The organism is Streptomyces sp. NPDC101776 (genome assembly GCF_044766845.1).
GTDB lineage: Bacteria > Actinomycetota > Actinomycetes > Streptomycetales > Streptomycetaceae > Streptomyces.
On the sequence record NZ_JBIWMV010000002.1, the window covers coordinates 713000 to 735814 of the forward strand.

The 22815-nt window shown below is 71.1% G+C and carries 24 protein-coding genes and 1 pseudogene; 12 read left to right on the forward strand and 13 right to left on the reverse strand.

Going from position 1 to position 22815, the window contains the following annotated elements:
• The first annotated feature begins 432 nt into the window (after positions 1 to 432).
• A complete protein-coding gene (locus ACIRRY_RS09000; RefSeq protein ID WP_403969547.1) occupies positions 433 to 663 on the forward strand; it encodes a hypothetical protein in 231 nt (76 codons plus the stop codon).
• A gap of 228 nt (positions 664 to 891) precedes the next feature.
• Here the strand turns inward: ACIRRY_RS09000 and ACIRRY_RS09005 are convergent, their stop codons facing one another.
• Together ACIRRY_RS09005 and ACIRRY_RS09010 are read right to left on the reverse strand one after the other, a co-directional pair.
• The gene (locus tag ACIRRY_RS09005; protein ID WP_403969550.1) at positions 892 to 1485 is read right to left on the reverse strand and encodes a hypothetical protein; all 594 of its coding nucleotides are present in this window, start codon (positions 1483 to 1485) and stop codon (positions 892 to 894) included.
• Positions 1475 to 2002 (reverse strand): SigE family RNA polymerase sigma factor, encoded by a 528-nt coding sequence (locus ACIRRY_RS09010; RefSeq protein ID WP_403969552.1) that lies wholly within the window; start codon positions 2000 to 2002, stop codon positions 1475 to 1477. The genes ACIRRY_RS09005 and ACIRRY_RS09010 overlap by 11 nt, the downstream gene beginning before the upstream one ends.
• 203 nt (positions 2003 to 2205) lie before the next feature.
• Here ACIRRY_RS09010 and ACIRRY_RS09015 point away from each other — a divergent pair, with 203 nt between their 5' ends.
• The 3 genes and pseudogenes from ACIRRY_RS09015 (at position 2206) to ACIRRY_RS09025 (ending at position 3951) form a co-directional block, all read left to right on the forward strand.
• On the forward strand, positions 2206 to 2541 hold the full coding sequence (locus tag ACIRRY_RS09015) for a hypothetical protein (RefSeq protein ID WP_403969555.1): 336 nt from the start codon (positions 2206 to 2208) through the stop codon (positions 2539 to 2541).
• 101 nt (positions 2542 to 2642) lie between these two features.
• Positions 2643 to 2852, forward strand: a pseudogene (locus tag ACIRRY_RS09020) (IS1380 family transposase); the annotation flags it as partial.
• A gap of 343 nt (positions 2853 to 3195) precedes the next feature.
• Positions 3196 to 3951 (forward strand): class I SAM-dependent methyltransferase, encoded by a 756-nt coding sequence (locus ACIRRY_RS09025; protein ID WP_403969558.1) that lies wholly within the window; start codon positions 3196 to 3198, stop codon positions 3949 to 3951.
• Between the two features lie 26 nt (positions 3952 to 3977).
• Here ACIRRY_RS09025 and ACIRRY_RS09030 read toward each other — a convergent pair whose 3' ends face one another.
• Complete coding sequence (locus tag ACIRRY_RS09030) at positions 3978 to 4610, reverse strand: response regulator (protein WP_403970865.1); 633 nt, start codon at positions 4608 to 4610, stop codon at positions 3978 to 3980.
• A 335-nt stretch (positions 4611 to 4945) separates the two neighbouring features.
• Between ACIRRY_RS09030 and ACIRRY_RS09035 the strand changes: the two genes are divergently transcribed.
• Positions 4946 to 6508, forward strand: coding sequence for an alpha-L-arabinofuranosidase B (locus ACIRRY_RS09035; protein ID WP_403969561.1), 1563 nt, complete (start codon positions 4946 to 4948; stop codon positions 6506 to 6508).
• Here ACIRRY_RS09035 and ACIRRY_RS09040 read toward each other — a convergent pair.
• From ACIRRY_RS09040 to ACIRRY_RS09055, 4 genes are read right to left on the reverse strand one after another with little or no spacing between them, the layout of a single operon-like run.
• Entirely contained in the window at positions 6486 to 7820 is a 1335-nt protein-coding gene (locus ACIRRY_RS09040; protein ID WP_403969564.1) for a sensor histidine kinase, read from the reverse strand. The two genes, ACIRRY_RS09035 and ACIRRY_RS09040, sit on opposite strands and share 23 nt — an antisense overlap.
• A 17-nt stretch (positions 7821 to 7837) precedes the next feature.
• The gene (locus ACIRRY_RS09045) at positions 7838 to 8554 is read right to left on the reverse strand and encodes an ABC transporter permease (RefSeq protein ID WP_403969567.1); all 717 of its coding nucleotides are present in this window, start codon (positions 8552 to 8554) and stop codon (positions 7838 to 7840) included.
• Positions 8551 to 8703 carry a hypothetical protein gene (locus tag ACIRRY_RS09050; RefSeq protein WP_403969570.1) on the reverse strand — a complete coding sequence of 51 codons (153 nt, stop codon included), beginning with the start codon at positions 8701 to 8703 and terminating at the stop codon, positions 8551 to 8553. The genes ACIRRY_RS09045 and ACIRRY_RS09050 overlap by 4 nt, the downstream gene beginning before the upstream one ends.
• A 50-nt stretch (positions 8704 to 8753) precedes the next feature.
• Positions 8754 to 9698 carry an ABC transporter ATP-binding protein gene (locus tag ACIRRY_RS09055; protein WP_403969573.1) on the reverse strand — a complete coding sequence of 315 codons (945 nt, stop codon included), beginning with the start codon at positions 9696 to 9698 and terminating at the stop codon, positions 8754 to 8756.
• 285 nt (positions 9699 to 9983) lie between these two features.
• Here ACIRRY_RS09055 and ACIRRY_RS09060 point away from each other — a divergent pair, with 285 nt between their 5' ends.
• Genes ACIRRY_RS09060 through ACIRRY_RS09070 form a run of 3 tightly spaced genes read left to right on the forward strand, consistent with a single transcriptional unit; the run spans position 9984 to position 12937 of the window.
• On the forward strand, positions 9984 to 10853 hold the full coding sequence (locus ACIRRY_RS09060) for a MaoC/PaaZ C-terminal domain-containing protein (RefSeq protein WP_403969576.1): 870 nt from the start codon (positions 9984 to 9986) through the stop codon (positions 10851 to 10853).
• A gap of 38 nt (positions 10854 to 10891) precedes the next feature.
• Positions 10892 to 11977 (forward strand): Zn-dependent alcohol dehydrogenase, encoded by a 1086-nt coding sequence (locus ACIRRY_RS09065; protein ID WP_403969579.1) that lies wholly within the window; start codon positions 10892 to 10894, stop codon positions 11975 to 11977.
• 9 nt (positions 11978 to 11986) lie between these two features.
• Positions 11987 to 12937, forward strand: coding sequence for a 3-oxoacyl-ACP reductase (locus ACIRRY_RS09070; protein ID WP_403969582.1), 951 nt, complete (start codon positions 11987 to 11989; stop codon positions 12935 to 12937).
• A 57-nt stretch (positions 12938 to 12994) separates the two neighbouring features.
• Here ACIRRY_RS09070 and ACIRRY_RS09075 read toward each other — a convergent pair whose 3' ends face one another.
• Together ACIRRY_RS09075 and ACIRRY_RS09080 are read right to left on the reverse strand one after the other, a co-directional pair.
• Positions 12995 to 13165 (reverse strand): hypothetical protein, encoded by a 171-nt coding sequence (locus ACIRRY_RS09075; protein WP_403969585.1) that lies wholly within the window; start codon positions 13163 to 13165, stop codon positions 12995 to 12997.
• Positions 13166 to 13291: 126 nt separating this feature from the next.
• A complete protein-coding gene (locus ACIRRY_RS09080) occupies positions 13292 to 14599 on the reverse strand; it encodes a hypothetical protein (protein ID WP_403969587.1) in 1308 nt (435 codons plus the stop codon).
• 198 nt (positions 14600 to 14797) lie between these two features.
• Here ACIRRY_RS09080 and ACIRRY_RS09085 point away from each other — a divergent pair, with 198 nt between their 5' ends.
• Genes ACIRRY_RS09085 through ACIRRY_RS09095 form a run of 3 tightly spaced genes read left to right on the forward strand, consistent with a single transcriptional unit; the run spans position 14798 to position 17676 of the window.
• Positions 14798 to 15679, forward strand: coding sequence for a Nif3-like dinuclear metal center hexameric protein (locus tag ACIRRY_RS09085; RefSeq protein WP_403969591.1), 882 nt, complete (start codon positions 14798 to 14800; stop codon positions 15677 to 15679).
• The gene (locus ACIRRY_RS09090) at positions 15676 to 16419 is read left to right on the forward strand and encodes a zinc ribbon domain-containing protein (protein ID WP_403970867.1); all 744 of its coding nucleotides are present in this window, start codon (positions 15676 to 15678) and stop codon (positions 16417 to 16419) included. The genes ACIRRY_RS09085 and ACIRRY_RS09090 overlap by 4 nt, the downstream gene beginning before the upstream one ends.
• A gap of 12 nt (positions 16420 to 16431) precedes the next feature.
• Positions 16432 to 17676, forward strand: a complete 1245-nt coding sequence (locus ACIRRY_RS09095; RefSeq protein ID WP_403969594.1) for a bifunctional RNase H/acid phosphatase — start codon at positions 16432 to 16434, stop codon at positions 17674 to 17676.
• On the opposite strand, the gene ACIRRY_RS09100 is transcribed toward ACIRRY_RS09095, so the two are convergent.
• A complete protein-coding gene (locus tag ACIRRY_RS09100) occupies positions 17651 to 18289 on the reverse strand; it encodes a bifunctional 4-hydroxy-2-oxoglutarate aldolase/2-dehydro-3-deoxy-phosphogluconate aldolase (protein WP_403969597.1) in 639 nt (212 codons plus the stop codon). The genes ACIRRY_RS09095 and ACIRRY_RS09100 overlap by 26 nt on opposite strands.
• Positions 18290 to 18382: 93 nt before the next feature.
• Positions 18383 to 19165, reverse strand: a complete 783-nt coding sequence (gene yaaA / locus ACIRRY_RS09105) for a peroxide stress protein YaaA (protein ID WP_403969599.1) — start codon at positions 19163 to 19165, stop codon at positions 18383 to 18385.
• A 76-nt stretch (positions 19166 to 19241) separates the two neighbouring features.
• Between yaaA and ACIRRY_RS09110 the strand changes: the two genes are divergently transcribed.
• Positions 19242 to 20678, forward strand: a complete 1437-nt coding sequence (locus ACIRRY_RS09110; RefSeq protein ID WP_403969602.1) for an RNB domain-containing ribonuclease — start codon at positions 19242 to 19244, stop codon at positions 20676 to 20678.
• On the opposite strand, the gene ACIRRY_RS09115 is transcribed toward ACIRRY_RS09110, so the two are convergent.
• Both ACIRRY_RS09115 and ACIRRY_RS09120 read right to left on the reverse strand, forming a co-directional pair.
• Positions 20629 to 21174 carry a hypothetical protein gene (locus ACIRRY_RS09115; protein ID WP_403969605.1) on the reverse strand — a complete coding sequence of 182 codons (546 nt, stop codon included), beginning with the start codon at positions 21172 to 21174 and terminating at the stop codon, positions 20629 to 20631. The genes ACIRRY_RS09110 and ACIRRY_RS09115 overlap by 50 nt on opposite strands.
• A 33-nt stretch (positions 21175 to 21207) precedes the next feature.
• On the reverse strand, positions 21208 to 22797 hold the full coding sequence (locus ACIRRY_RS09120; RefSeq protein WP_403969608.1) for an FAD-dependent monooxygenase: 1590 nt from the start codon (positions 22795 to 22797) through the stop codon (positions 21208 to 21210).
• Positions 22798 to 22815 lie beyond the last annotated feature (18 nt).

Genomic DNA, 22815 nt, shown 5'->3' on the forward strand with positions numbered 1-22815 from the left:
GTGGATGGTTCACCCAGAAACGAAGAAGTGCCTTGCGACTTGCGATGACGGGGTTTTTCCAGGACCGCATCAGCGCGATCGACAAGACACTTCCGAGATGCGAAGTTCCCGTGCCGCATGTCGCAGCGGACGTCTCATCCGCGTTCGATGCCCCGAACCTGATCGCGTACGGCGTACTGGAGCCGGTGGTGCGGCCGGCCGAGCGGTGCGGTCTGCCCAAGCCGGCCGGGGAGCACGTCCGGCTGCCCGCCTCGAAGGACGGCACCGGCGCCTTCCCTGCGGCGAAACCGATGTCGCTGTTGGGCGGCATGGCCGCGGGCGCCGACAGGATCGACGCCATGGACCGGCTGCGGCACGGCGCGATGGGCCGCCTGTTCTCCGGAGTGCGGGCCCCGTCCACGCGCCGTCCGGTCATTCCCAGGCCAGGCCCGCGTGGCTCGCCCTGGCGCCCTGGCACACAACCTGACCCGCGCCGCCGGCGCCCTGACCTTCGCCTTCCATGCCAGGGCGACCACCGCCACCATCCGTGACCTCCTGATCAACGTGCCCGCCCGCCTGGCCCGCACCGCCCGCCGCCTCACCCTGCACCTGCCCGAGCGCTGGCCCTGGAGCGAGGACTTCACCCAGCTGTTCAGCACGGTGCATGCACCGCCCGCCCTCTGACGCCCTCTCACGCTCCCTGAGCGACCGGCCCGAAAGGGCCCGAGGCCTGTGGACAGAGTGGAAGAGCTGGGCAGACCAGCGGCCACCCCATGCCCGAATCCACAGCTCAGCCCCAACACGGCCTGCACGACCCAGAAACGACCAACCGGGAATCAAGCCGGTGGATCCGGGCCGAGGGGACCGGCCCTCCGGGACCCGGGGCCTACGGCCCGTGACGGCCGGCAGAGGTCAGGACCCGTCGGGGCAGGACCATCTCAAGATTCTCATGGTGCGGAGATCGAAATCGACCTCGATCGATTCCGGTGCGCTGTTGCTCGTCACGCGTGCACGGACGGTGTCGGCCCCGGTGCTACGGGGGTCGCCGACGGTGAAGGTGGTGGTGGCCTCCACATCCCCGCACGTGGCCGCCAGGTCGCCGGCTCCGCGGCCTTCGAGAACAACTTCTCGCTTCAGTGCCGTGTCCGTGAAGTACATGGTCATCAGCTTCCGCAGCTTCGACGTCGAATGCCGGGTGGCGAAGGCATCCGGCAGAGCCGAGTAGTAAGCCCGCATTTGCTCCTGGGCCGCCGATATTTTGGAAACCTCACCGAGGCGGGCGGGATCTTCCGCCGATCGGTCCGCGCCCACGGAATTCCAGTAGGCGCCCGCACCGAGTGCCGCCACGACAACCGCCGCGAGAGCGGCAGAACGGGTACGGCGTTGACGGCGCCGGATGCTTCGGCGACGCAACTCCTGTGCGGACACCGGCCAGTCCACCCGGACACTCTCCAACTGGGCGACGCTCTCGGTAAGCCAGACAGGACGCTCGTACTCATCGGACATGGCCCACCTCCTGGTCCGGCAGGGCGGAAAGGTGGCGGGCGAGCGACAGGCGCCCGCGGACCAGCCAGACCCTGATGCTGCCGGCCGGCCAGCCCGTCTCGGCACTTATCTGCTCGACGCTGAGATCGCACAGGTGGTGGAGGACGACGGCAATTCTCTGCTTTTTCGGAAGAGTGCGAAGTGCCTCGACAAGAGCGATGCGCTCGGGGGATGGGCCTTCGATGTGGCGCTGGTCGTGATGGCGCTGAATGAGCTGCACACCGCGCCGCAGACGCCGGAAGCGCGATACGGCGAGCCGCCAGGCCGTGGTGCGGATCCACGCCTCCTGGGAACCGTCGCTCGTGAATATCCCAGGCCGGCTCCAGGCCCTTATGAACGCCTCCTGGACGACATCCTGGGCCTCCGGCAGATCGCCGGTCATCGCGTAAAGCTGCCGAACGAGCCTGGGGTAGGCCACTGCATAGAACTCATCGAACTCCTCTTCCGCCGTGCCTCTCGCCACTCTTCCGCCATTCATATCCGTCCACAGAACGGCCAGGGGTCCTCTGTTCGGGAAGTACGCACGAGCGCTGATCCCCCGCTACAGCGGTTCCCTGTGATCCGTATCACCGCATCCGGGTGTCGCGTCCGGGGCCCCGCGCTGCGTAGTCCGGCTGTCCAAGTCAAACCGACAGCAGAGGAACTCCCATGCGCCACGCAGCCCCCCGTAAGCCGAGCAGGATGGGAACGACGTTCAGGACCGCCGCGGTCAGCGCGCTGGCGCTCGGCAGTCTGACGGTGGCGGCGGGGTCGCAGGTCCACGCGGCCACGGCGACCTCGCACTCCACGACGGACGACGAATCCGCACGCGCACAGAAGCAGAGGGCCGAGGCGGTCGCCGCCGCGGCCAAGGAGAAGAGTTCTCGCACCACGCCGAGCCCCGAAGCCGCAAAGGCCCTGAAGGCGAAGAAGGCCGCCGCGGCCAAGGGGCAGACTCCCCGGCCCGTGACCGACCCCGCGGCGGTGCGCACCCTGAAGATGAAGACGATCGCGATAGCTCACGCGCCGAAGGGCTGATCGACCTCGTATCTTTCATGAGCGTGCTCGTCCATGCCTGATCAAATAAGCGGAGAGTGCTTCTGACCTGTAACGATGGGACCTGTCTAGGGTCCTGTTGGCTGCACGGAAGGAAGCACTCTCCAGGTAAGCAGCGAATCGGGGTGTACCCACGTGTCCGCCTCGAGGGCGGCGGCAGCGGGGTGGTCTCGCAGGCCGGGGCAGTGCTGCTGGTCGAGACAGTCCGCAAGGTGGGCCTGGACACCGCGATATCGGCGGCAATGGCGCCGTGGCGCAAGCCGAGGACGGTGCACGACCCGGGCAAGGTCCTCCGACGTCCGCGTTGGCGGACCGATCGGCGTGCGGTCAGTATTGCGGCCTCGGATTCCGGTGGTTACCGCAGGACGTGCCGCTCATCAAGGCCCAGGCCACGGTCTGACGCCGGACTCGATTGTCGAAAAGTGTGGTCTGCGTGGCCGGGACTGGTGTCCTGGTGGCCTTGGGGTGGGGTGCCTGCAGTGTTTCGCCCTGCCTCCGGTATGGCGGGTTTCCGGCGTCGACTTCCGCCTCGTACAAGGATGTTGACGGCATGTGCGAGGACATCACGGATCCATGCCGACCTGGGCCTTCGGTCCGTCCGCTCCTACCATCGACTCTTCGGAGAGGGGGGACCAGATGGACTGGAACCGGCACGGACGTGACATCCGCACGGTCGACGACGTACTCCGGCTTCTGGACGGCCTGTTCGCGCCGGAGGCCGACCGTTGGAGTTCCCGGGGTGCCTCCTGGTGGGACGGGTTCTATGCCGACCGTGACAAGCCGGTGCCGTTCTTTGTGGCGAAGCCGGACGAGAGCCTGGTCGGGTATCTCGACCGGGGGTTGATGCCCGCGGGCGGCCGTGCCCTGGACCTGGGGTGCGGCCCGGGGCGCAACGCCCTTCACCTGGCCGCGCGGGGCTTCGAGGTGGACGGGGTGGATCTGTCGCCGACCGCTGTCGCGTGGGCGGAGGAGAGAGCCCGTGACTCTGGAGGCCGGGTTCGTTTCCGCTGCGGAGACGCGTTCACCCTCGCCGGCCGGGAACTCCCCGGCCCCTACGACCTCGTCTACGACTCCGGCTGCTTCCACCACCTGCCCCCGCACCGGCGCATCAGCTACCTCGCCCTGCTGGACCAAGTCCTCGCCCCCGGCGGCCACTTCGCGCTCACCTGTTTCGCGGCGGGCGGTATGGGGTCGGAGCTGCCGGACGCCGAGCTCTACGGGGGCTCGGGTCTACAGGGCGGACTGGCCTACACGGCAGACGAGTTGCGCTGGATATTCGGGGAGTTGGATGTGGTCGAGCTGCGCCGGATGCGTGACGAACCGGCCGAATCGCCTTGCTTCGGGGAGGACTTCCTCTGGACGGCGTTGTTCCGCCGGGGCCTCGGAGCGTAGGGAGTCGGCAGGGAGCCGGCAGGGAGTTACAACCACCCCTGCTGCCGTGCCTCCCGCATCGCCTCCATGCGGTTGCGGGTGCCCGTCTTGCCGATGGCCGAGGAGAGGTAGTTGCGGACGGTGGACTCGGAGAGGTGGAGTTGGGTGGCGATGTCGGAGACCGTCGCGCCGTCCACCGAGGCCTTGAGGACGTCGCATTCGCGGGCGGTCAGGGGGTTCGGGCCCGCGCTCAGGGCGGCGGCGGCCAGGGCCGGGTCGATGACCGTCTCGCCGGTCAGGACGCGGCGGATCGCGGCGGCGAGGTCCTCCACCGGTCCGTCCTTCACCAGGAAGCCGGCCGCGCCCGCCTCCATCGCCCGGCGGAGATAACCGGGGCGGCCGAAGGTCGTGAGGATCAACACCCGGCAGTCCGGGGCCTGTTCGCGGAGTTCGGCGGCGGCGTCCAGGCCGCTCATGCCGGGGAGTTCGATGTCGAGGAGGGCGACATCGGGACGGTGGAGCAGTGCGGCGTCCACGATCGTGTCACCCCTCCCGACCTGGGCGACGACCTCCAGGTCCGCCTCCAGGCCGAGCAGCAGGGCGAGGGCGCCGCGCATCATGCCCTGGTCCTCGGCGAGCAGCACTCTGACGGACTTGGCGGGCCGGTGGTCCCGGGGCATCTCATCCACGGGGCAAGAGTAAGGCCCGGAGAGACCCGGGGCGGTTGTCAAAAACTCTTCATTGTTCGCGTCCGCGAGTCTTGACGGTCTCCGGCTGCGGGCAAACAATCGCCTCGGCATTCCGCCGACCACCTGGAATTTCCCGAACAGAGCCGCTTTCGGAAAACTTTCGACAGTTCGACATTTCGATCGCGAATGGGTTCGGTATTTCGATCGAACGTCGTCCGATATATCGACCAGCCGATCGGCTGACCGGTTGATCGGGCGACCGGTCGGGCTCTCCAGGTTGTCGGTCACCCGCACCGCCCTACCAGGACCAGAAATAGAGGTGCACCGTGTTCCTGAGATTCCTCCGCACCCGGCCGCGCCGGCTGAGAAACGCCACCCTGGCCGCGCTGTCCGCGCTCGTGACCCTCCTCGCGCTCGCCGTCGGCGTCCCGCAGGCCTCGGCCGCGACCTCGCTGCCGTGCGACATCTACGCCACCGCCGGGACGCCCTGCGTCGCCGCGCACAGTCTCGTCAGGGCGCTCTACTCGTCGTACAACGGCTCGCTGTACCAGGTGCAACGGGCCTCCGACAGCGCTACCGCGAACATCGGCCTGCTGGCGGCCGGGGGATACGCCAACGCGGCGGCGCAGGACTCGTTCTGTTCCGGCACGACGTGCATCATCACCAAGATCTACGACCAGTCCGCGCGCCACAACGACCTCACGATCGAGGGCGCGGGCGGAGCCGGTGTCGCCGATGTCGGGGCGCCCGCGGACGCGCTGCCGGTGACCGTCGGCGGGCATCAGGTCTACGGTCTGGAGATCTCCGCCGGCATGGGCTACCGCGACAACTCCACCTCGGGCGTGGCGACGAACGGCGCCGCCGAGGGGATGTACATGGTGACCTCCGGCACGCACGTCAACGGCAGTTGCTGCTTCGACTACGGCAACGCCGAGACCAACAACCAGGACACCGGCAACGGTCACATGGACGCGATCAACTTCGGTACGGAGTGCTGGTTCGCGCCCTGTTACGGCGGCGGTCCCTGGGTGCAGGCCGACCTGGAGAACGGGCTGTTCCAGTCGGACTCCGGGTACAGCAAGAACACGGCGAACACCGGCACCGGGGCGATACCGTTCGTCACCGCTTTGCTGAAGAACAACGGTCAGGACCATTTCGCGCTGAAATACGGGAACGCCCAGTCGGGGAGTCTCACGACCACCTATTCCGGGGGTGAACCCACCACGAGCGGTTACTCGCCCATGCATCAGGAGGGCGCGATCGTCCTGGGCACCGGCGGGGACAACAGCAACGGCTCCATCGGCTCGTTCTTCGAGGGCGTCATGACCGCCGGCATCCCGACGGACGCCGCCGACAACTCCGTACAGGCCAACATCGTGTCCGTCGGCTACGGCGGCTCGACCGGGACCACCGGGACGCTGGCGGCGGGTTCGGAGATCTCGCTGCGGGCGACCACCTCGTGCTGCACGGCCGACTACATCCGCCACCAGAACAACGCGGCCGTCCTCTCGGCGATCACGTCGAGCAGCGCGGCCGTCGACAAGGGCGACGCGACCTGGATCGTCCGCAGGGGACTGGCCGACAGCTCCTGCTACTCCTTCGAGTCGCGGAACTACCCCGGTGACTTCCTGCGCCACTACAACTACCAGCTCTACCGCCAACCCATGGTCGGCACCACGCAGTTCAGACAGGACGCCACGTTCTGCGCCTCGACCGGCAAGAGCGGTACGGGCACCTCGTTCGCGTCGTACAACTACCCGACCAGGTACCTCCGGCACTACAACTACAACGTCTACATAGCGAGCGACGGCGGCTCGAACGCCTTCGACAGCGCCACCTCGTGGACGGACGACGTGAGTTGGGTGGTCACGGCTCCCTGGGCGCCGTAGTCCCAGCCGTAGGCCCAGCCGTAGGCCCAGTCGTAGTCCCAGCCGCAGTCACCGCCGTAGTCACCACGTGAGACGTCAAGTCCGCCTGCTCCACCGGGAGTTCGGCGGTGACCGTGAAGCCGCCGCGTGGTGACGGACCCGCTCGCAGGGAGCCGCCCGCCGTCGCGAGGCGTTCCGTCAGGCCCTTCAGGCCGGTTCCGCCGATGCCCTCGGTGGAACCGGTCGCCGGCCCCACGGCCCCCGTGCCGTCGTCGGCGACCGTCAGTCGGACCCGGTCCAGGATGCCGTCGAGGGTGATCTCGCAGCGGGTCGCGCCGCTGTGCCGTACGGCGTTGGTGACCGCCTCGCGGACCACCCAGCCCAGCAGGGCCTCGTTCTGCGGGGTCAGGGGCGGGCCCGACTGGCGGACCACCGGGTCGATGTCGGCGGCGGACAGGGCGGAGCGGGCGCGGTCCAGTTCGGTGGCGAGGCTGCCTTCGCGGTAGCCGGTGACGGCCTCGCGGATCTCGGTGAGCGCCTGTCGGCCGACGGCCTCGATGTCGGTGATCTGGCCGAGCGCGGCCTCCATGTCACGGGGTGCGAGGCGCCGGGCCGCCTCCGACTTGACCACGATCACCGAGAGGGTGTGGCCGAGCAGGTCGTGCAGGTCGCGGGAGAAGCGCATCCGTTCCTTCTCGACCGCGCGGCGGGCCAACTCCTCGCGGGCGGCGCGCAGTTCGCGTACGGCCTCGGAGAGGGAGAGGATCGCGGCGGTCACCATCGTCGACAGGAACGTGCCGTAGGCGACGTTGATCGCCTCCCAGCCCGACCGGTAGACGGAGACCGTCGCGGCGAGTGCGGTCAGGGCGAGGCCGACCTGGCCGAGGCGCGGGCCGCGTACGACGGCTCCCGTGGCGAGGCCGAGCAGCGGGAAGAAGTAGAGCCAGCTGCCGCCGTAGCCGAGGGCGAGGCCGCAGGTGATCAGGCCCATCGCGACGAGTGCCCCCCAGGTCGACACCGCCTCGCGCTTCTCCTTCACGAAGGAGCGGAACACGACGTAGATGTAGAGGGAGTTGAAGGCGAACAGGCCCAGGCCGCCGATCCAGGGGTTGGAGGTCTTGCCCTGGAGGAGGTTGGAGAAGGAGCCCATGCCCATGAGCAGCCAGGGCAGCAGGGTGAAGCCGGTCGGCGGCGGGCCGGGGTTCTCGGGCCACTCGCCCTTGCGGCGGGCCTCCTTCTGCGCGGTCTTGAACTCCTTCATGTCGGCCCGCCACTGGACCCGCGCCGCCCGCCAGGCCCGTACCTGGCACTTGATCCCTCGCATCCAGGACATCTCTCCCGCTCCCCCGGTCACACGGTCCGCCCGGTCCGGCGGTACGCGAGGACAGCGTACGAACCGAACGCGAGCAGCCAAGCCGTCAGAACCACGATCGCGCCGAGTGCGGGGGCGTGTCCGTCGGCGACGGAGGTGCCGAGTTCGGCGAAGCGGTTGGTGGGGGTGCAGGCGGAGACCGCGCGCAGCCAGCCGGGGAAGAGGCTGATCGGGAACCACAGGCCGCCGATCACCGCGAGGCCCAGGTTGCAGGCCATGTTGGCGACGCCGGTGGTCTGGGAGGTGAGGCCGTAGCCGTTGGCGAGGCCGAGCAGGGTGAACGGGATCGAGCCCAGCCACAGCAGCAGCGCGATCAGCGCCCACTGCCAGACGGCCAGCCGTACGCCGTTGACCAGACCGCCCGCCGCGAGCACCGCGACGATCGCCGGCAGCACGGTCACCGAACCGGTCAGGGCCCGGCCGAGGACGACCTGGCGCGGGGTCATCGGAGTCACCCGCAACTGCCGCAGCCAGCCGATCGCCCGGTCCTCGGCGACCCCGCCCCCGGTGTTGAGCGCGGAGCCGACCGCGCCGTAGGCGGCCATGCCGACCATCGCGGTGGCCTTGTAGCCGCTGTCGTCGCCGCCGAGGTTGGTGAACAGCAGGTACATCAGCACGGGCATGGCGACACCGCCGATGACGAAGCCGACGTCGCGCAGGGTCCGGCGGACTTCGAGGCGCAGGTAGTCGATCATCGGGCGGTCTCCGTCTCGGGGGTGGTGCGGGCGGGGGAACGGTGGCGCGAGGTCGCCGGGGTGGCGTCGAGCGGGCGGTCGGTGTCCGTGCGATCGATGTTCGTGCGATCGGTGTCCGTGCGGCCGGTCGTCGAGCCGGGATCACGCACAGTGCGGCGGTCACCGGGCCGAGGGCGGCCGGGCCGAGGGCGGCCGGGCATCACACCGTCTCCAGTCCGGGTTCGAGTTCGTGTGCGGTCAGTGCCAGGAACGCGTCGTCGAGGGACGCCGGGGTGACCTCCAGGCCGCGGATCGCGTTCCGCGCGGCGAGGGCGATCACCGTCGCGTCCGAGTCGTCGGTGCGCAACAGGGCGCGGTCGCCGCGGACTTCGAGGCTGCGGACGCCGGGGAGGTGGGCCAGGTCCTCGGTGGGGCGGCCCGCCAGGTCGAAGGAGACGAGGCTGCCGCCGGCCGCCCGCTTGAGCTGTTCGCCGGTGCCGTCCGCGACGATCCGGCCGCGGTCGATGACGACGATCCGGTCGGCGTGCGCGTCGGCCTCCTCCAGGTAGTGGGTGGAGAACAGGACGGTGTGGCCGCGCCGCGCATAGCCCCGCATCGACTGCCAGAACGCGTGCCGCGCCTCCACGTCCAGCGCCGCGGTCGGCTCGTCCAGCACGATCAGCGACGGGTTCCCGGCCAGCGCCACGGCGAACCGCACCCGCTGCGTCTGCCCGCCCGACAGCCGGTCCACCCGCCGCCCGGCCAGCTCGCCGATCCCGGCCAGTTCCAGGGCCCGGGGCACGGGCATCGGCGCCGGATAGCGCCGGGCGACGAAGGCGACCAGCTCGCCGACGGTCACCCGGGGCACCGCCCGCGCCTCCTGCAACATCGCCCCGACCAGACCGCCGCGTACGGCCGACTCGGGTGCCGCGCCGAACAGTTCGACCGTGCCGGCGTCGGGCGCGTTCAGCCCGAGCAGCAGCGAGATCGCCGTCGACTTGCCCGCGCCGTTGCGGCCGAGCAGCGCGACCGTCTCGCCGCGCCCGATCTCCAGGTCCACACCGTCCACGGCCCGCACCGCGCCGAAGGTCTTGACCGCCCCCGCGAAGGACACGGCACGCTCCCGGACTGCCGCCCCACCCGCCGCCCCACCTGTCTGTGTCATGGCTACGACGCTACGAATCCGGGCCGCCGCGCGGCAGATGCGCTTGTACGGACTCGGGCGGGACAAATGTCACGGGTGCCGCCACGGGCACCGACCTGACACAGTGTCAGGAGACTTCACAAGTAAGGGACGCTCGGCTATACAAGGGTCGCCGGACTGGAACGCGTTCTAGGTCGGCCCGTGGCGACCTCGGTGCGGCCGACGGTGCGGACGGCCGCACCGAGGTCTTACGCCGCCATGGACATGAGCCGCCGCCGATGTCCGCCACCGACCGACAGGAGACCCATGCCGATCGACGCCGCCAAGGCACTCGCCGCCGAACCCCGCTCGGGACAGATCTCCTGGAACACCAAGGACGTCCAGCTCTACCACCTCGGCCTCGGCGCGGGCACCCCGGCGACCGACCCCGACGAGCTGCGCTACACCCTGGAGTCCCGGCTGCACGTCCTGCCGAGCTTCGCCACCGTCGCGGGCAACGGCTCGCCCGGCGTGATCAGCGGCCTGTCCATGCCCGGCATCGAGGTCGACCTCGCCCGCGTCCTGCACGGCGGCCAGTCCCTGCGCCTGCACCGCCCCATCCCGGCCCAGTCCACCGCGACCAGCACCGGCAACATCGCCGCCGTCTACGACAAGGGCAAGGCGGCCGTCCTCGTCATGCGCACCGAAGTCGCCGACGCCGACGGCCCGTTGTGGACCAACGACGCGCAGATCTTCGTACGGGGGGAGGGGGGATGGGGTGGCGACCGCGGGCCCTCCACCCGCCCCGAACCACCGACGGGCGCCCCCGACAAGTTGGTCGAGCGGCGCATCCGCGAGGACCAGGCCCTCCTCTACCGCCTCTCCGGCGACTGGAACCCGCTGCACGCCGACCCCGAGTTCGCCAAGCTCGCCGGGTTCGACCGGCCCATCCTGCACGGGCTGTGCACCTACGGCATGACGCTCAAGGCGGTCGTCGACACCCTGCTCGACGGCGATGTGACCCGGGTGCGCGGCTACGACACCCGGTTCGCCGGAGTGGTGTTCCCCGGCGAGACGCTGCGCATCCGCATGTGGCGGCAGGGCGAGCCGGGCGCGGGCACCGTGCGAGTCGCGGTGAGCGCCGTCGAGCGGGACGACGCACCCGTCCTCGCCGACACGATCGTCGAACACTCCTGAACCAGGCCCGAGTTGAGCAGAGTCGAGGGGAGCGCCCCATGCGCGCAGCCGTACTGCACGAGATAGGCCAGGACAAACTGGAAGTCCTCGACGATGTCGAGACGACGGGCTTCGGGCCCGGCCGGGTCAGGATCCGGGTGCGCGCCACGGGGCTGTGCCACTCGGACCTGTCCGCGATGGCAGGCGTCCTGCCGCAGCCCGCGCCGTTCGTGCCCGGCCATGAGGGCGCCGGCGAGATCCTCGAAGTCGGCGAGGGCGTCGGCCACTTGAAGCCCGGCGACCGGGTCGTCGTCTGCTGGCTGCCGGCCTGTGGCGTGTGTCCCGCCTGCAAGCGCGGCCAGACCCAGCTGTGCCTGGCCGGTTTCATGAACGCGGGCACCCCCAACTTCAAGCGCCCCGGCGGCAGTCCCTCCGACGTATTCGGCTTCGCGGGCACCGGCACCTTCGCCGAGGAGGTCGTCGTCGACGCGGGCTGCGCGGTGCCGATCCCCGACGACGTGCCCTTCGACATCGCCGCCCTGATCGGCTGCGGGGTCACCACCGGACTCGGCGCCGCCCTCAACACCGCCGACGTGGAAGCCGGTTCGTCGGTCGCCGTGATCGGCTGCGGCGGTGTCGGCATCTCCGCGATCCAGGGCGCCCGGCTCAAGGGCGCCGCCGAGATCGTCGCTGTCGACCCGGTCGCCTCGCGCCGCGACTCCGCGCTCAAGTTCGGTGCCACGAGGGCGGTTTCACCGGACGAGCTGCCCGCCGCCAAGCAGGAGGTCACCGCGGGCGAGGGCTTCGACTACGTCTTCGAGGTCGTCGGCCGCTCCGCCACCGCCCGCACCGCCTACGAGAACACCCGCCGCGGCGGCACCCTCGTCGTGGTCGGCGCGGGCGCCCTCGACGACTATCTCCAACTCAGCATGTTCGAGCTGTTCTTCGACGAGAAGCGCATTCTGCCCTCGATGTACGGCGGGGGAGACGTCCTGCGTTCCTACGAGCGCACGATCGCCCTGTGGCGGGCGGGCCGCGTCGACCTGGAGAGCCTGATCACCCACCGGGTGCCGCTCGCCGACATCAACGAGGCCCTCGACCAGATGCGCCAGGGGACGGCCCTGCGTACCTGCATCGAGATCTGAAGGCCGGTCATGACACTGCCACTTGAGGGACTCGCCGCGATCGTCACGGGTGCCGGACGGGGCCTGGGCCGGGCCGAGGCGCTCGAACTCGCCCGGCTCGGCGCGGCCGTCGTCGTCAACGACTACGGACAGCCGGGCCGGGACGGCTCGGGCGAGGCCTCCGCGGGCCCCGCCGAACAGGTCGCCGCCGAGATCCGCGCGGCGGGCGGCCGGGCCATCGCCCACACCGGGGACGTCGCCGACTTCCACCAGGCCGCCGAACTGGTCGAGTTGACGATCGAGCAGTTCGGCAAGCTCGACATCGTCGTCAACAACGCGGGCATCCTGCGCGACCGCATGGTCTTCTCCATGACGGAGGGCGAGTGGGACGCGGTGATCCGCGTCCACCTCAAGGGCCACTTCAACACGACCCACTTCGCGGCCCGGCACTGGCGCGAGCGGTCCAAGGCCACCGGTGCGCCGGTGTACGGGCGGATCGTGAACACCTCGTCCGAGGCCTACCTCGCGGGCTCGGCGGGACAGCCCAACTACGCCGCCGCGAAAGGCGGGATCGTCGGCCTGACCACCTCCACGGCCCTGGCGCTGGCCAAGTACGGCGTGACCGCGAACGCCATCTGCCCGCGCGCCCGCACCCGGATGACCGAGGACGTCTTCGCCGGTTTCCAGGAACCGGACGAGGGGCTCGACCCGCTCGCTCCCGAGCATGTCGCCCCGCTCGTCGGCTACTTGGCCTCACCGGCCGCCGAACGGATCAACGGGCAGCTCCTCGTCGTCCACGGCGGCATGGTCGCGATCGTCGAACGCCCGCACGTCCAGGCCAAGTTCGACAGCAAGCAGGACCTCTTCAGCTACGACGAGCTGGACGCCGTACTCACTCCGCACTATGCGCAGCGACCGGACGGCGAGACGTTCGCGGCGGCGGAGGTGCTGGGGCTAAAGCGGGAGTCGGGCGCGGGGTAGGGAACGCGAAGGCCCCGCTCGTCCGGAGACGAGCGGGGCCATGGTACTGACGTTCCGTCAGGCGTTCGCGTACTTCGACTGCGTGGACTGCTCGGACGGCTTGCGGTGTCGGCCGTGGGCGGCAGCGTCGCCGTCCTGTGCCGAGACCGGGCCCCGGTGCTTGCCGTGCCCGGAGGCGTCGTGTGCGTCGGCAGACATGGTCTGCGCGCTGTTCGTGTTGTCGTTCATCGGATACTTCACCCCGTAGAAAACATGATCCTTCTTACAGCACGGCGATCTTATCCAGCCGTCCTCGGGGTGACGCGCGACGGACCGCGGTCCGGAACGACTTCGTTACCGAGCCGCACCCGTTTGTTACCCGACGGCCACCCGGCCTTTGAGCGGAGCCTCCCGCAAGGGCACCGGGCGGGGCGTCACCGGCACCGGAGGATCTGGTTCGGACGGCTTCGGCGCGGCCTCCCCAGGCGCACCTGCCGTCCCGTCCCGAACCGGATCCTCCGGGCGCGATTCCCCCCTGTCCCCCCTGTCCCCGGTCCCCCCTGCGTCCCCCGTGACCGCGAGGGCCCCCACCCCCGCGGTCCCCGCGTCCCCCGTTCCCCCCGCCCCCCTGGGCACCGCGAACCGCGCCACACCGCACGGGACTTCCCGTGTGGCGTACGGCAGTCGCAGCACCCCGTCCTCGGTCCACAGCCCGGCGCCCGCCAACCACCCCTCGGGCGCCGGGAGTTGGAGCAACTGCCGCTCCGCGGGCCGCCATACGGCGAACCAGGTGCCGGCCGGGCCGTCGACGCGCAGCGCCACCCCGCAGTTCTCCGGCATCAGCACCTGCCCCGGCTGGATCGCGAACGGCGTCACCGTGCAGTCCGGCACCCGCAGGCACTCCGGGAAGCGCACCGGCAGCGTGGAGCCGATCACCCCCCAGCCCAGCCGGTCCCCCCGCCCCGGCGACGGCGCGTCCGAGCGGATGAGCAGCAGCCCGCTGTCGGGATCGGCGGCCAGCAGCCGGTCGTCGCTGTCCGCGGCGATCTGCAGCAGCGGCGACACCTCCCCGTCCCGCTCCAGGTCGACCACGATCGCCTTGGTGCGCCCGCCGACCTCCCGGTCCAGCGCCAGCATCCGCCCCGACCGGTCCAGCCACACCCCGCCCGAACAGCGCCCCGGGACCATCGCGAGATGCTCGGGACCGAAGGCCCCGCCCGCCACTAGCCACACGGCGGTCGAACGCCGGCCCACGGCGAGGGCGTACGCCTTCTCACCGCCCGGCGCGGGCGGCAGCAGCCGCAGCCGGGTGTCCGGGTCCGGGCACTCGACCGCGCCGAGCGGCAGCTCACCGGTGCCCGGGCCGGTCGGGTAGAGCAGCGAGAACGCGTGCCGCCCGTCGACCAGCCGCCGGATGAGCACCCGCCCGTCGCCCATCGGCTGCACCTCCGTACCCGGCTCCTCGGGCTGGTTGCCGGGCAGCGGCACGGCGTACGGCTCGGGGCCGTCCAGCGTCCAGCGCTCCGGGAACAGACAGTCACCGGCCGGCGCGAGGCGGGCGGCGTACGCCCCGTCCGCGGTGATCGCACACGCGGTGCCATCGCTCTGCGGAGCCCCGCGCTCGTCCACGCGCTCGTCCCCGTCTTCGTCCGCCGCCGTGGGCTCGATCGCACATGCCGTCATGGTTCGGTCACCTCCGGCGACGAAACTAGTTTTCGCACGTACGGACGTGGGACCGATGAGCAGGCTCATCACACATAAGGGTGGCCAAGTAACGATTCGCCTGAGGAAACGGGGGCGGGTGTGCTGAACGGGGCCGCCCGCCTCCCCGCGGCCGCTTCAGCGGTTCAGCCGATCGGTCCGGCCAGGTAGCCTTTGCCCGTGCCCCGTCAGTCCGTACCCCGCCTGTCCGAAGTCATCGCCGCGCTGGAGAACCTGTGGCCCGCCGAGCGGGCCGAGTCCTGGGACGCGGTCGGCACCGTCGTGGGCGACCCGGACCAGGACGTCACCCGCGTGCTGTTCGCCGTGGACCCCGTGCGCGAGATCGTCGACGAGGCCGTGAAGCTGGGCGCCGACCTGCTGGTCACCCACCACCCCCTCTACCTGCGCGGTACGACCACGGTCGCGGCCTCCACCTTCAAGGGCCGCGTGGTGCACACCCTGATCAAGCACGACATCGCGCTGCACGTCGCCCACACCAACGCCGACCGCGCCGACCCGGGAGTCTCCGACGCCCTCGCGGGCGCGCTCGACCTCCGTGTCGTACGGCCGCTCGTGCCGGACCCCACCGACCCGGAGGGCCGCCGGGGCCTGGGCCGGGTCTGCGAGCTGGACCACCCGCTCACCGTCCGCGAACTCGCGGCCCGCGCCGCTGAGCGGCTGCCCGCCACCGCGCAGGGCATCCGCGTCGCCGGCGACCCCGACGCCCTGGTCCGCACGGTCGCCGTCAGCGGCGGCTCCGGCGACAGCCTCTTCGACGACGTACGAGCGGCGGGCGTCGACGCGTTCCTGACTTCGGACCTCCGCCACCACCCCGTGTCAGAATTTATTGCGGATCGCGCCCAAAACCCTCTCGCGCTGCTCGACGCCGCGCACTGGGCCACCGAGTGGCCCTGGTGCGAGCTGGCCGCCGCCCAGCTCGACGAGATCTCCGACCGCGAGGGATGGGACCTCAGGGTCCACGTCTCCAAGACGGTCACCGACCCCTGGACCGCCCACGCGGCGTCCTCCACCACACCTGACCCACTGGGAGCCCCCAACTGAACGCCGCGCCCGCCGACCAGATCCGACTCCTCGAAGTCCAGGCACTCGACGTCCGCCTCTCGCAGCTCGCGCACAAGCGCAACTCCCTGCCCGAGCACGCCGAGATCGACTCGCTGACCAAGGACCTCACGCAACTGCGCGACCTGCTCGTGGCCGTGCAGACCGAGGAGAGCGACTGCGCCCGCGAGCAGACCAAGGCCGAGCAGGACGTCGACCAGGTGCGCCAGCGCGCCACCCGCGACCAGCAGCGCCTCGACTCGGGCGCCGTCACGTCCCCCAAGGACCTGGAGAACCTCCAGCGCGAGATCGTCTCCCTCGCCAAGCGCCAGGGCGACCTGGAGGACATCGTCCTCGAGGTCATGGAGCGCCGTGAGTCCGCGCAGGAGCGCACCGCCGAACTGACCGAGCGGGTCGGTTCCGTGCAGGGCAGGATCGACGACGCGACCGCCCGCCGCGAGGCCGCCTACGAGACCCTCGACGCCGATGAGGCCACGGCCGAGAAGGAGCGCGAGGTCGTCTCGGCGACCATCCCCGCGGACCTCCTCAAGCTCTACGACAAGCTGCGCCAGCAGCAGGGCGGCATCGGCGCGGCCAAGCTGTACCAGCGCACCTGCCAGGGCTGCCGCCAGGAGCTCGCCATCACCGACTTCAACGAGATCCGCGCGGCGGCCCCCGACACGGTGGTCCGCTGCGAGAACTGCCGCCGCATCCTGGTGCGCACGTCCGAGTCCGGCCTGTAAGGAGCTTGCGCCGTGCGGGAGTTCATCGTCGAGGCAGACGGCGGTTCCCGGGGCAACCCGGGCCCCGCGGGCTACGGCAGCGTGGTCATCGACGCGACGACGGGGGAGACCCTGACGGAGGCGGCCGAGTACATCGGCATCGCCACGAACAACGTCGCCGAGTACCGCGGCCTGGTCGCGGGCCTGCGCGCCGCCCACGCCCTGGACCCCTCCGCCCACATCCACGTCCGCATGGACTCCAAGCTGGTCGTCGAGCAGATGTCGGGCCGCTGGAAGATCAAACACCCCGACATGAAGCCCTTGGCGGCGCAGGCGGGTTCGGTGTTCCCGGACGGTCAGGTGACGTACGAGTGGATCCCGAGGGAGCGGAACAAGCACGCGGACAGGTTGGCCAACGAGGCGATGGACGCGGGGAAGCGGGGCGAGCAGTGGTCGGCTGCGGATTCAACGGCCGAACTTCGAAGCACCGGCTCAGGCGACACACCTAAGGGGCGCGGGGCCGTGACACACGCGGCTCCGCCGCGCGGGCGCGACCAGCCCCCACCGGCCCGCACTCCGACGACGACCGACCCTGACGTCCGCGCCGCCCGCAACGTAGCCACCCCCAGCGCAGGTTGGGCCCCCGCAGACATGGGCGCCCCCGCGACGTTCGTCCTCCTGCGCCACGGCGAAACCCCCCTCACCCCCCAGAAGCGCTTCTCCGGCAGCGGCGGCACCAACCCCTCCCTCTCACCCACAGGCCAGGACCAAGCCACCCGCGCGGCAACCGAGTTGGCAGCCCGAGGCACCATCCAGCACATCCTCGCCTCCCCTCTCACCCGCACAAGGGAAACCGCAGCGGCCGTAGCAGACCGCCTTGGCCTGGACGTGACGATCGAAGAGGGCCTGCGCGAAACGGACTTCGGCGCCTGGGAGGGCCTGACCTTCGGCGAGGTCAGAGAGCGCTACCCGGACGACCTGACCACCTGGCTCGGCGACCCCACGGCCCAACCCACCGGCGGCGGCGAGAGTTTCACGGAGACGGCAACCCGTATCGCCGCCACCCGCGACAAGCTGATCGCGGCCTACGCGGGCCGCACGGTCCTGCTCGTCACCCACGTCACCCCGATCAAGACGTTCGTCCAACTCGCCCTGGGCGCCCCGCCGGAGGCCCTGTTCCGCATGGAACTCTCGGCGGCCTCGATCTCCGCGGTGGCGTACTACGCGGACGGCAACGCGAGCGTACGGCTGTTCAACGACACGTCCCACCTGCGCTGAGCCCCGCCGCCTCGCGGGCCAGCACCTCGATCCGCCCCCAGTCGCGCGCGGCCACCGCATCCGCCGGGATCATCCAACTCCCGCCCACACAGCCGACGTTGGGCAGCGCCAGGTATTCCGGCGCGGAGTCGACCCCTATCCCGCCGGTAGGACAGAACCGCGCCTGCGGCAACGGCCCCGCCAGCGCCTTGAGATACGCCGTACCGCCCGCCGCCTGAGCCGGGAAGAACTTCATCTCCCGCACCCCGCGCTCCAGCAGCGCCACCACCTCGGACGTCGTCGACACCCCCGGCAGGAACGGCACTCCGGACGCCTGCATCGCCTCCAGCAGCAGTTCCGTCCACCCGGGACTGACCAGGAACCGCGCCCCCGCCGCCACGCACTCCTTCACATGCCCCGGAGTCAGCACGGTCCCGGCCCCGACCACCGCCCCCGGCACCTCACCCGCGATCGCCCGCAAGGCCTCCAGCGCGACCGGCGTCCGCAAGGTCACCTCGATCGCCGGCAGCCCACCGGCCACCAGCGCCCGCGCGAGCGGCACGGCATCGGCGACGTCCTCGATGACGACGACGGGAAGAACGGGAGCGAGCCCGAGCAGGGAGGAGGAGACCATGCCCTCATCCTGCCGAGCCGATGCAGCGCACGCAAAGGTCATTGCGCAGACTGCAACGCACGCTCGATCCTACTGAGAACCCAAGCGCGATGCTCAGTGAATCTCGTCCACCAGCACATCCAGCGCCCAGGCCTGCCCCGCCCGCCCCGGCGCCACCGCCTCCACCTCGTACCCCAGCCCCCGCAACGCCTCCACCAACTCCGCCGGCGTCCCGGGCGCGGCCGACGCGGTCAACAGACTCCGCACGATCCGCCCCTTCGTCGCCTTGTTGAAGTGGCTGACGACCTTCCGGGTCGGCGCGTGCAGCACCCGTACGGTCGCCGTCCGCCCAGCGATCTCCCCCTTCGGCTTCCACGCCGCCGCATACGCCGAGGACCGCAGATCCAGCACCAGCCCGCTCCCCGCGACCTCGGGCAGCACGGCCGCCATCGGCGCCCGCCAGTGCGCGCCCAGCGCCCCGAGCCCGGGCAGCCGTACCCCCATCGAGCAGCGGTAGGTCGGAATCCGGTCCGTCACCCGCACCGCGCCCCACAGCCCGGAGAACACCAGCAGCGAGCGCGCGGCCCGCTTCTTCGCGGCGGTGTCCAGCGAGGCCAGGTCGAGGGCGTCGTAGAGGACACCCGTGTAGATCTCCCCGGCGGGTCGCGCGCCGGCGGTCCGCAGGTCGACGTTCTTGGCGATCTCGCCGCGCAGCCCCTCGCTCAGGCCGAGCACCTCGCGTGCCTTGTCCTCGTCGGCCGCGCACAGGTCGACGAGTTCGTCGAGGACGGCCGCGCGGGCGTCGGCGAGGCCCGGCAGCGAGAGCGACTCCGGCTTGAGCGGGGCACCGCGGCCGGCGGAGGCCTTGCCCTCGGAGGGCGGCAGCAGGACGAGCACGGTGGGTTTCTCCTTACGGTGGGTGCTGCGCCAGCGTAAAGGGTGCGGCCGGGCGGATTATGCCTACGCTCGTGTCATGCCCCGCCGCCGCATCCGGGTGACCGGCACCCCCGAAGCCCCGCTCCGCGCCGCCCTCACCGCGCTCCGCACCGAACTCGGCGTACCCGAGAGCTTCCCGCCGGAGGTCGTGGCCGAGGCGGAACGGGCGGCGAAGGCCCCCGCACCGGCCGACCGCGAGGACGCGACCGCCATCCCCTTCTTCACCGTCGACCCGCCCACGTCGATGGACCTCGACCAGGCGATGCACCTGTCCCGCCGGGCGGGCGGCGGTTTCCGCGTCCGGTACGCCATCGCCGACGTCGCCGCCTTCGTCGTACCCGGCGGAGCGCTCGACGCGGAGGCCCACCGCCGCGTCACCACCCTCTACTTCCCCGACGAGAAGACCCCGCTGCACCCGCCCCTGCTCAGCGAGGGCGCCGCGAGTCTGCTGCCGGACGTGACCCGGCCGGCGGTGCTGTGGACGATCGACCTGGACGCGGACGGCCGTACGTCCGCCGTGGACGTCCGTCGCGCCCTCGTCCGCAGCCGGGCCAAACTCGACTACGCGACCGCGCAGCGGCGGATCGACGCGGGTACCGCGGAGGAGCCGCTCGCGCTGCTCAAGGACATCGGCGAGGCGCGCGAACGGCTGGAGGCCGAGCGTGGCGGCATCTCCCTCAACGTGCCCGAGCAGGAGATCGTCGAGCGCGACCACGGCTACGAACTGGCCTACCGCGCCCCGCTCCCCGCCGACGGCTGGAACGCCCAGATCTCCCTGCTCACCGGCATGGCCGCGGCCGACCTGATGCTCACCCACGGCACGGGCGTCCTGCGCACCCTGCCCACCGCCCCGGACGGCGCCGTCGGCCGCCTCCACCACACCGCGCACGCCCTGGGCATCGACTGGCCGCACCACATGTCGTACGCCGAACTCATCCGCTCCCTGGACCCGCACCTCCCGCACCACGCGGCCTTCCTCCAGGAGTGCACGACCCTGCTGCGCGGCGCGGGCTACACGGTCTTCCGGGACGGCGTCCTCCCGCCCGTCACCACCCACGCGGCCGTCGCCGCCCCCTACACCCACTGCACGGCCCCGCTACGACGGCTGGTCGACCGCTACACCGCCGAGCTCTGCCTCGCTCCCGGCGCCCCGCCCGCCTGGGTACTGGCCGGCCTCGACGCCCTCCCCAAAGAGATGGCCGACGGCACTCGTCTCGCGGGCACCGTCGAGCGCGAGTGCGTCGACATCGTCGAGGCCGCGCTCCTCAAGGACCGCGTCGGCGAACTCTTCGACGGCTACGTGGTGGACGTCGAGGAACGCCAACCCAACGTGGGAAAGGTCCAGTTGGACACCCCGGCCGTAGTCGCCCGACTCGAAGGCGGCACCACTCCGCTGCCGTTGGGCGAACGCCTGCGCGTCCGCCTCACGCAGGCGGACCCGGGCACGTCGAAGGTACGGTTCGCGCCCGCCTGACCGCTTCCATGACTGTCTCTACGACACGGTCGGCGTCGTCGGCGTGGAAGTGGACGGTGTGGACCGTCCGTTGGCGGCCGAGGAGCGTGAAGTGGGTCACGGGCTCGGCGAGTTGGAGGGTGACGGAGGTACGGAAGCCGACGGGGAGGTCGAGTTCGCCGTCGGCCCGGCGGCGGGCCACCCGCAACTCGCCCTCGGCGGAGGCGATATGACCCAGCGGGACGACCACGTCGGCGCGGACGGCCCGCCGGAGCCGTAGATCACGCGTGTCCAGCAGGTGCGGGCGGGCGAGCGAGGACGCGTGCAGGGCGGCGACGGACGCGACCGCGCAGACGCCCAGGGCCGGCACCAGTTCGTGGAGCACCGGCCAGTGCCGCAGCAGTACCGACATGGTGAGCGTCTCCAGTACACACGCGAGCGCCGACCCGGCCACCAGGGCCCGTCGTGCCCGCGCATACCCGAACACCCGCCCGCCGCCTGCCCAGTTGGTTCTCATGGGGTCAGTGCAGATGCTGCCGCCGCGTCAGTGTCAAGCGCCAAGCGGCGCGCCGAACCACAGCCGCAGCGCCTCCGTCGGATCGTCCTTGCCGTTGTCCGGGTCCGCCGCCCACGCGGTGATCCCGTCCGGGCGCACCAACAGTCCGGCGAGTTCCGGGTGTTGGGGGCAGGTGGCGGTGAGGACTTCCACCACGCCCTCGTAACCGGCCGCACGGGCCCGGAGTCCGGGGTCGTCCGTGAGGTCGAGGAGGAGGGCGCGGCCGGTGTGGAGGTGGTCGCCGAGGCGGCTGCCGTCGGCGAGTTCGAGGTCGGGGGCGCTGCGGCCGGTCAGGGGGTGGTCGCCGGGGAGGTCGTAGCGCTGCCAGGCGCCGGAGATCCGCTGGACGAAGTACGTCGTCCCGTCGACCGTCCCCGCGAGGTCGGTGATCACCCCGCGCAGGGCACGGGCGTGCGCGTCGGGGCGCATCACCGCGATCTGGGCGCGGGTCCAGTCGAGCACCCAGGCGCCGATCGGATGCCGTTCCGCCGTGTAGGTGTCGAGCAGCCCGGCAGGCGCCCGGCCGCTCACCACCAGGGCGAGCTTCCAGCCGAGGTTCATCGCGTCCCCGACACCGAGGTTGAGCCCCTGCCCGCCGAACGGCGAGTGGACGTGCGCCGCGTCGCCCGCGAGCAGTACCCGGCCCGCGCGATAGGTCGCCGCCTGACGGCAGTTGTCGGTGAACCGGGTCGCCGAGCGGACCTTGTGCACGGTGACGTCGACACCGGTCACCCGGCGCACACTGGCCTGCAACTCCTCGGTGGTGAGCGGGGATTGGCGGTCCGCGGGCGGCCCGTCGAACTCGATGCTGACGATCCGTCCCGGCATCGGGCCGTATGTGTACATCCCCGCGTCGGTGGCGTTCCAGCCGTTCCGCAGATCCTCTGTGCCGGTCAGGTCGGCGATCGCCTGGTAGCCGGTGATCTCCGGTGCGCTGCCCGGGAACGGGACCCCGGTGAGCTTGCGCACGATGCTGCGTCCGCCGTCGCAGCCGACCAGCCAGCCGGCCCGGACGGACTGCGGCGCGGAACCGTCCGCAGGAGCGAGGGGCGCGAGGTGCACGGTCACGCCCTCGGCGTCCGCGTCGAAGCCGGTCAACTCGACCTGCCTGCGCACCTCCACGCCGAGTTCGTCGGCGCGCCGGCCGAGCAGCCGTTCCAGCGGGGCCTGCGGGACGAACCGTCCGACCTCGCCGGGTGGACCGACCTCCGCGAGGGCGGGGTCCGACGCGTCGAGCAGATCGGCGCGCAGGGTGATCCCGGCGAAGTGGCCGGCGGACTTCGGCGGCGGGGCGGCTCCTTCGCCACCGCTCCGCGTCCGCAGGAACTCCTTCATGCCGTTCGCCGTCTCGGTCTGGACCTCGCTCAGCGCGGGCAGCAGCCCCCGCCGGTAGAGGGCGACGGCGGTGAGGGTGTTGATGCCGCCCGCCTTGACGGTCTCGTCCACCTCGGCCAGCCGCTCCGCGACCAGCACCCGCGCCCCGCCGAGCCGCAGCTCACAGGCGAGCAGCAGCCCGATGGGCCCGGCGCCGGCGATGACGACGTCGTAGTCAGTGTCAGTGTCAGTGTCAGTGTCAGTGTTCATGGGTTGATTGTAGTCACT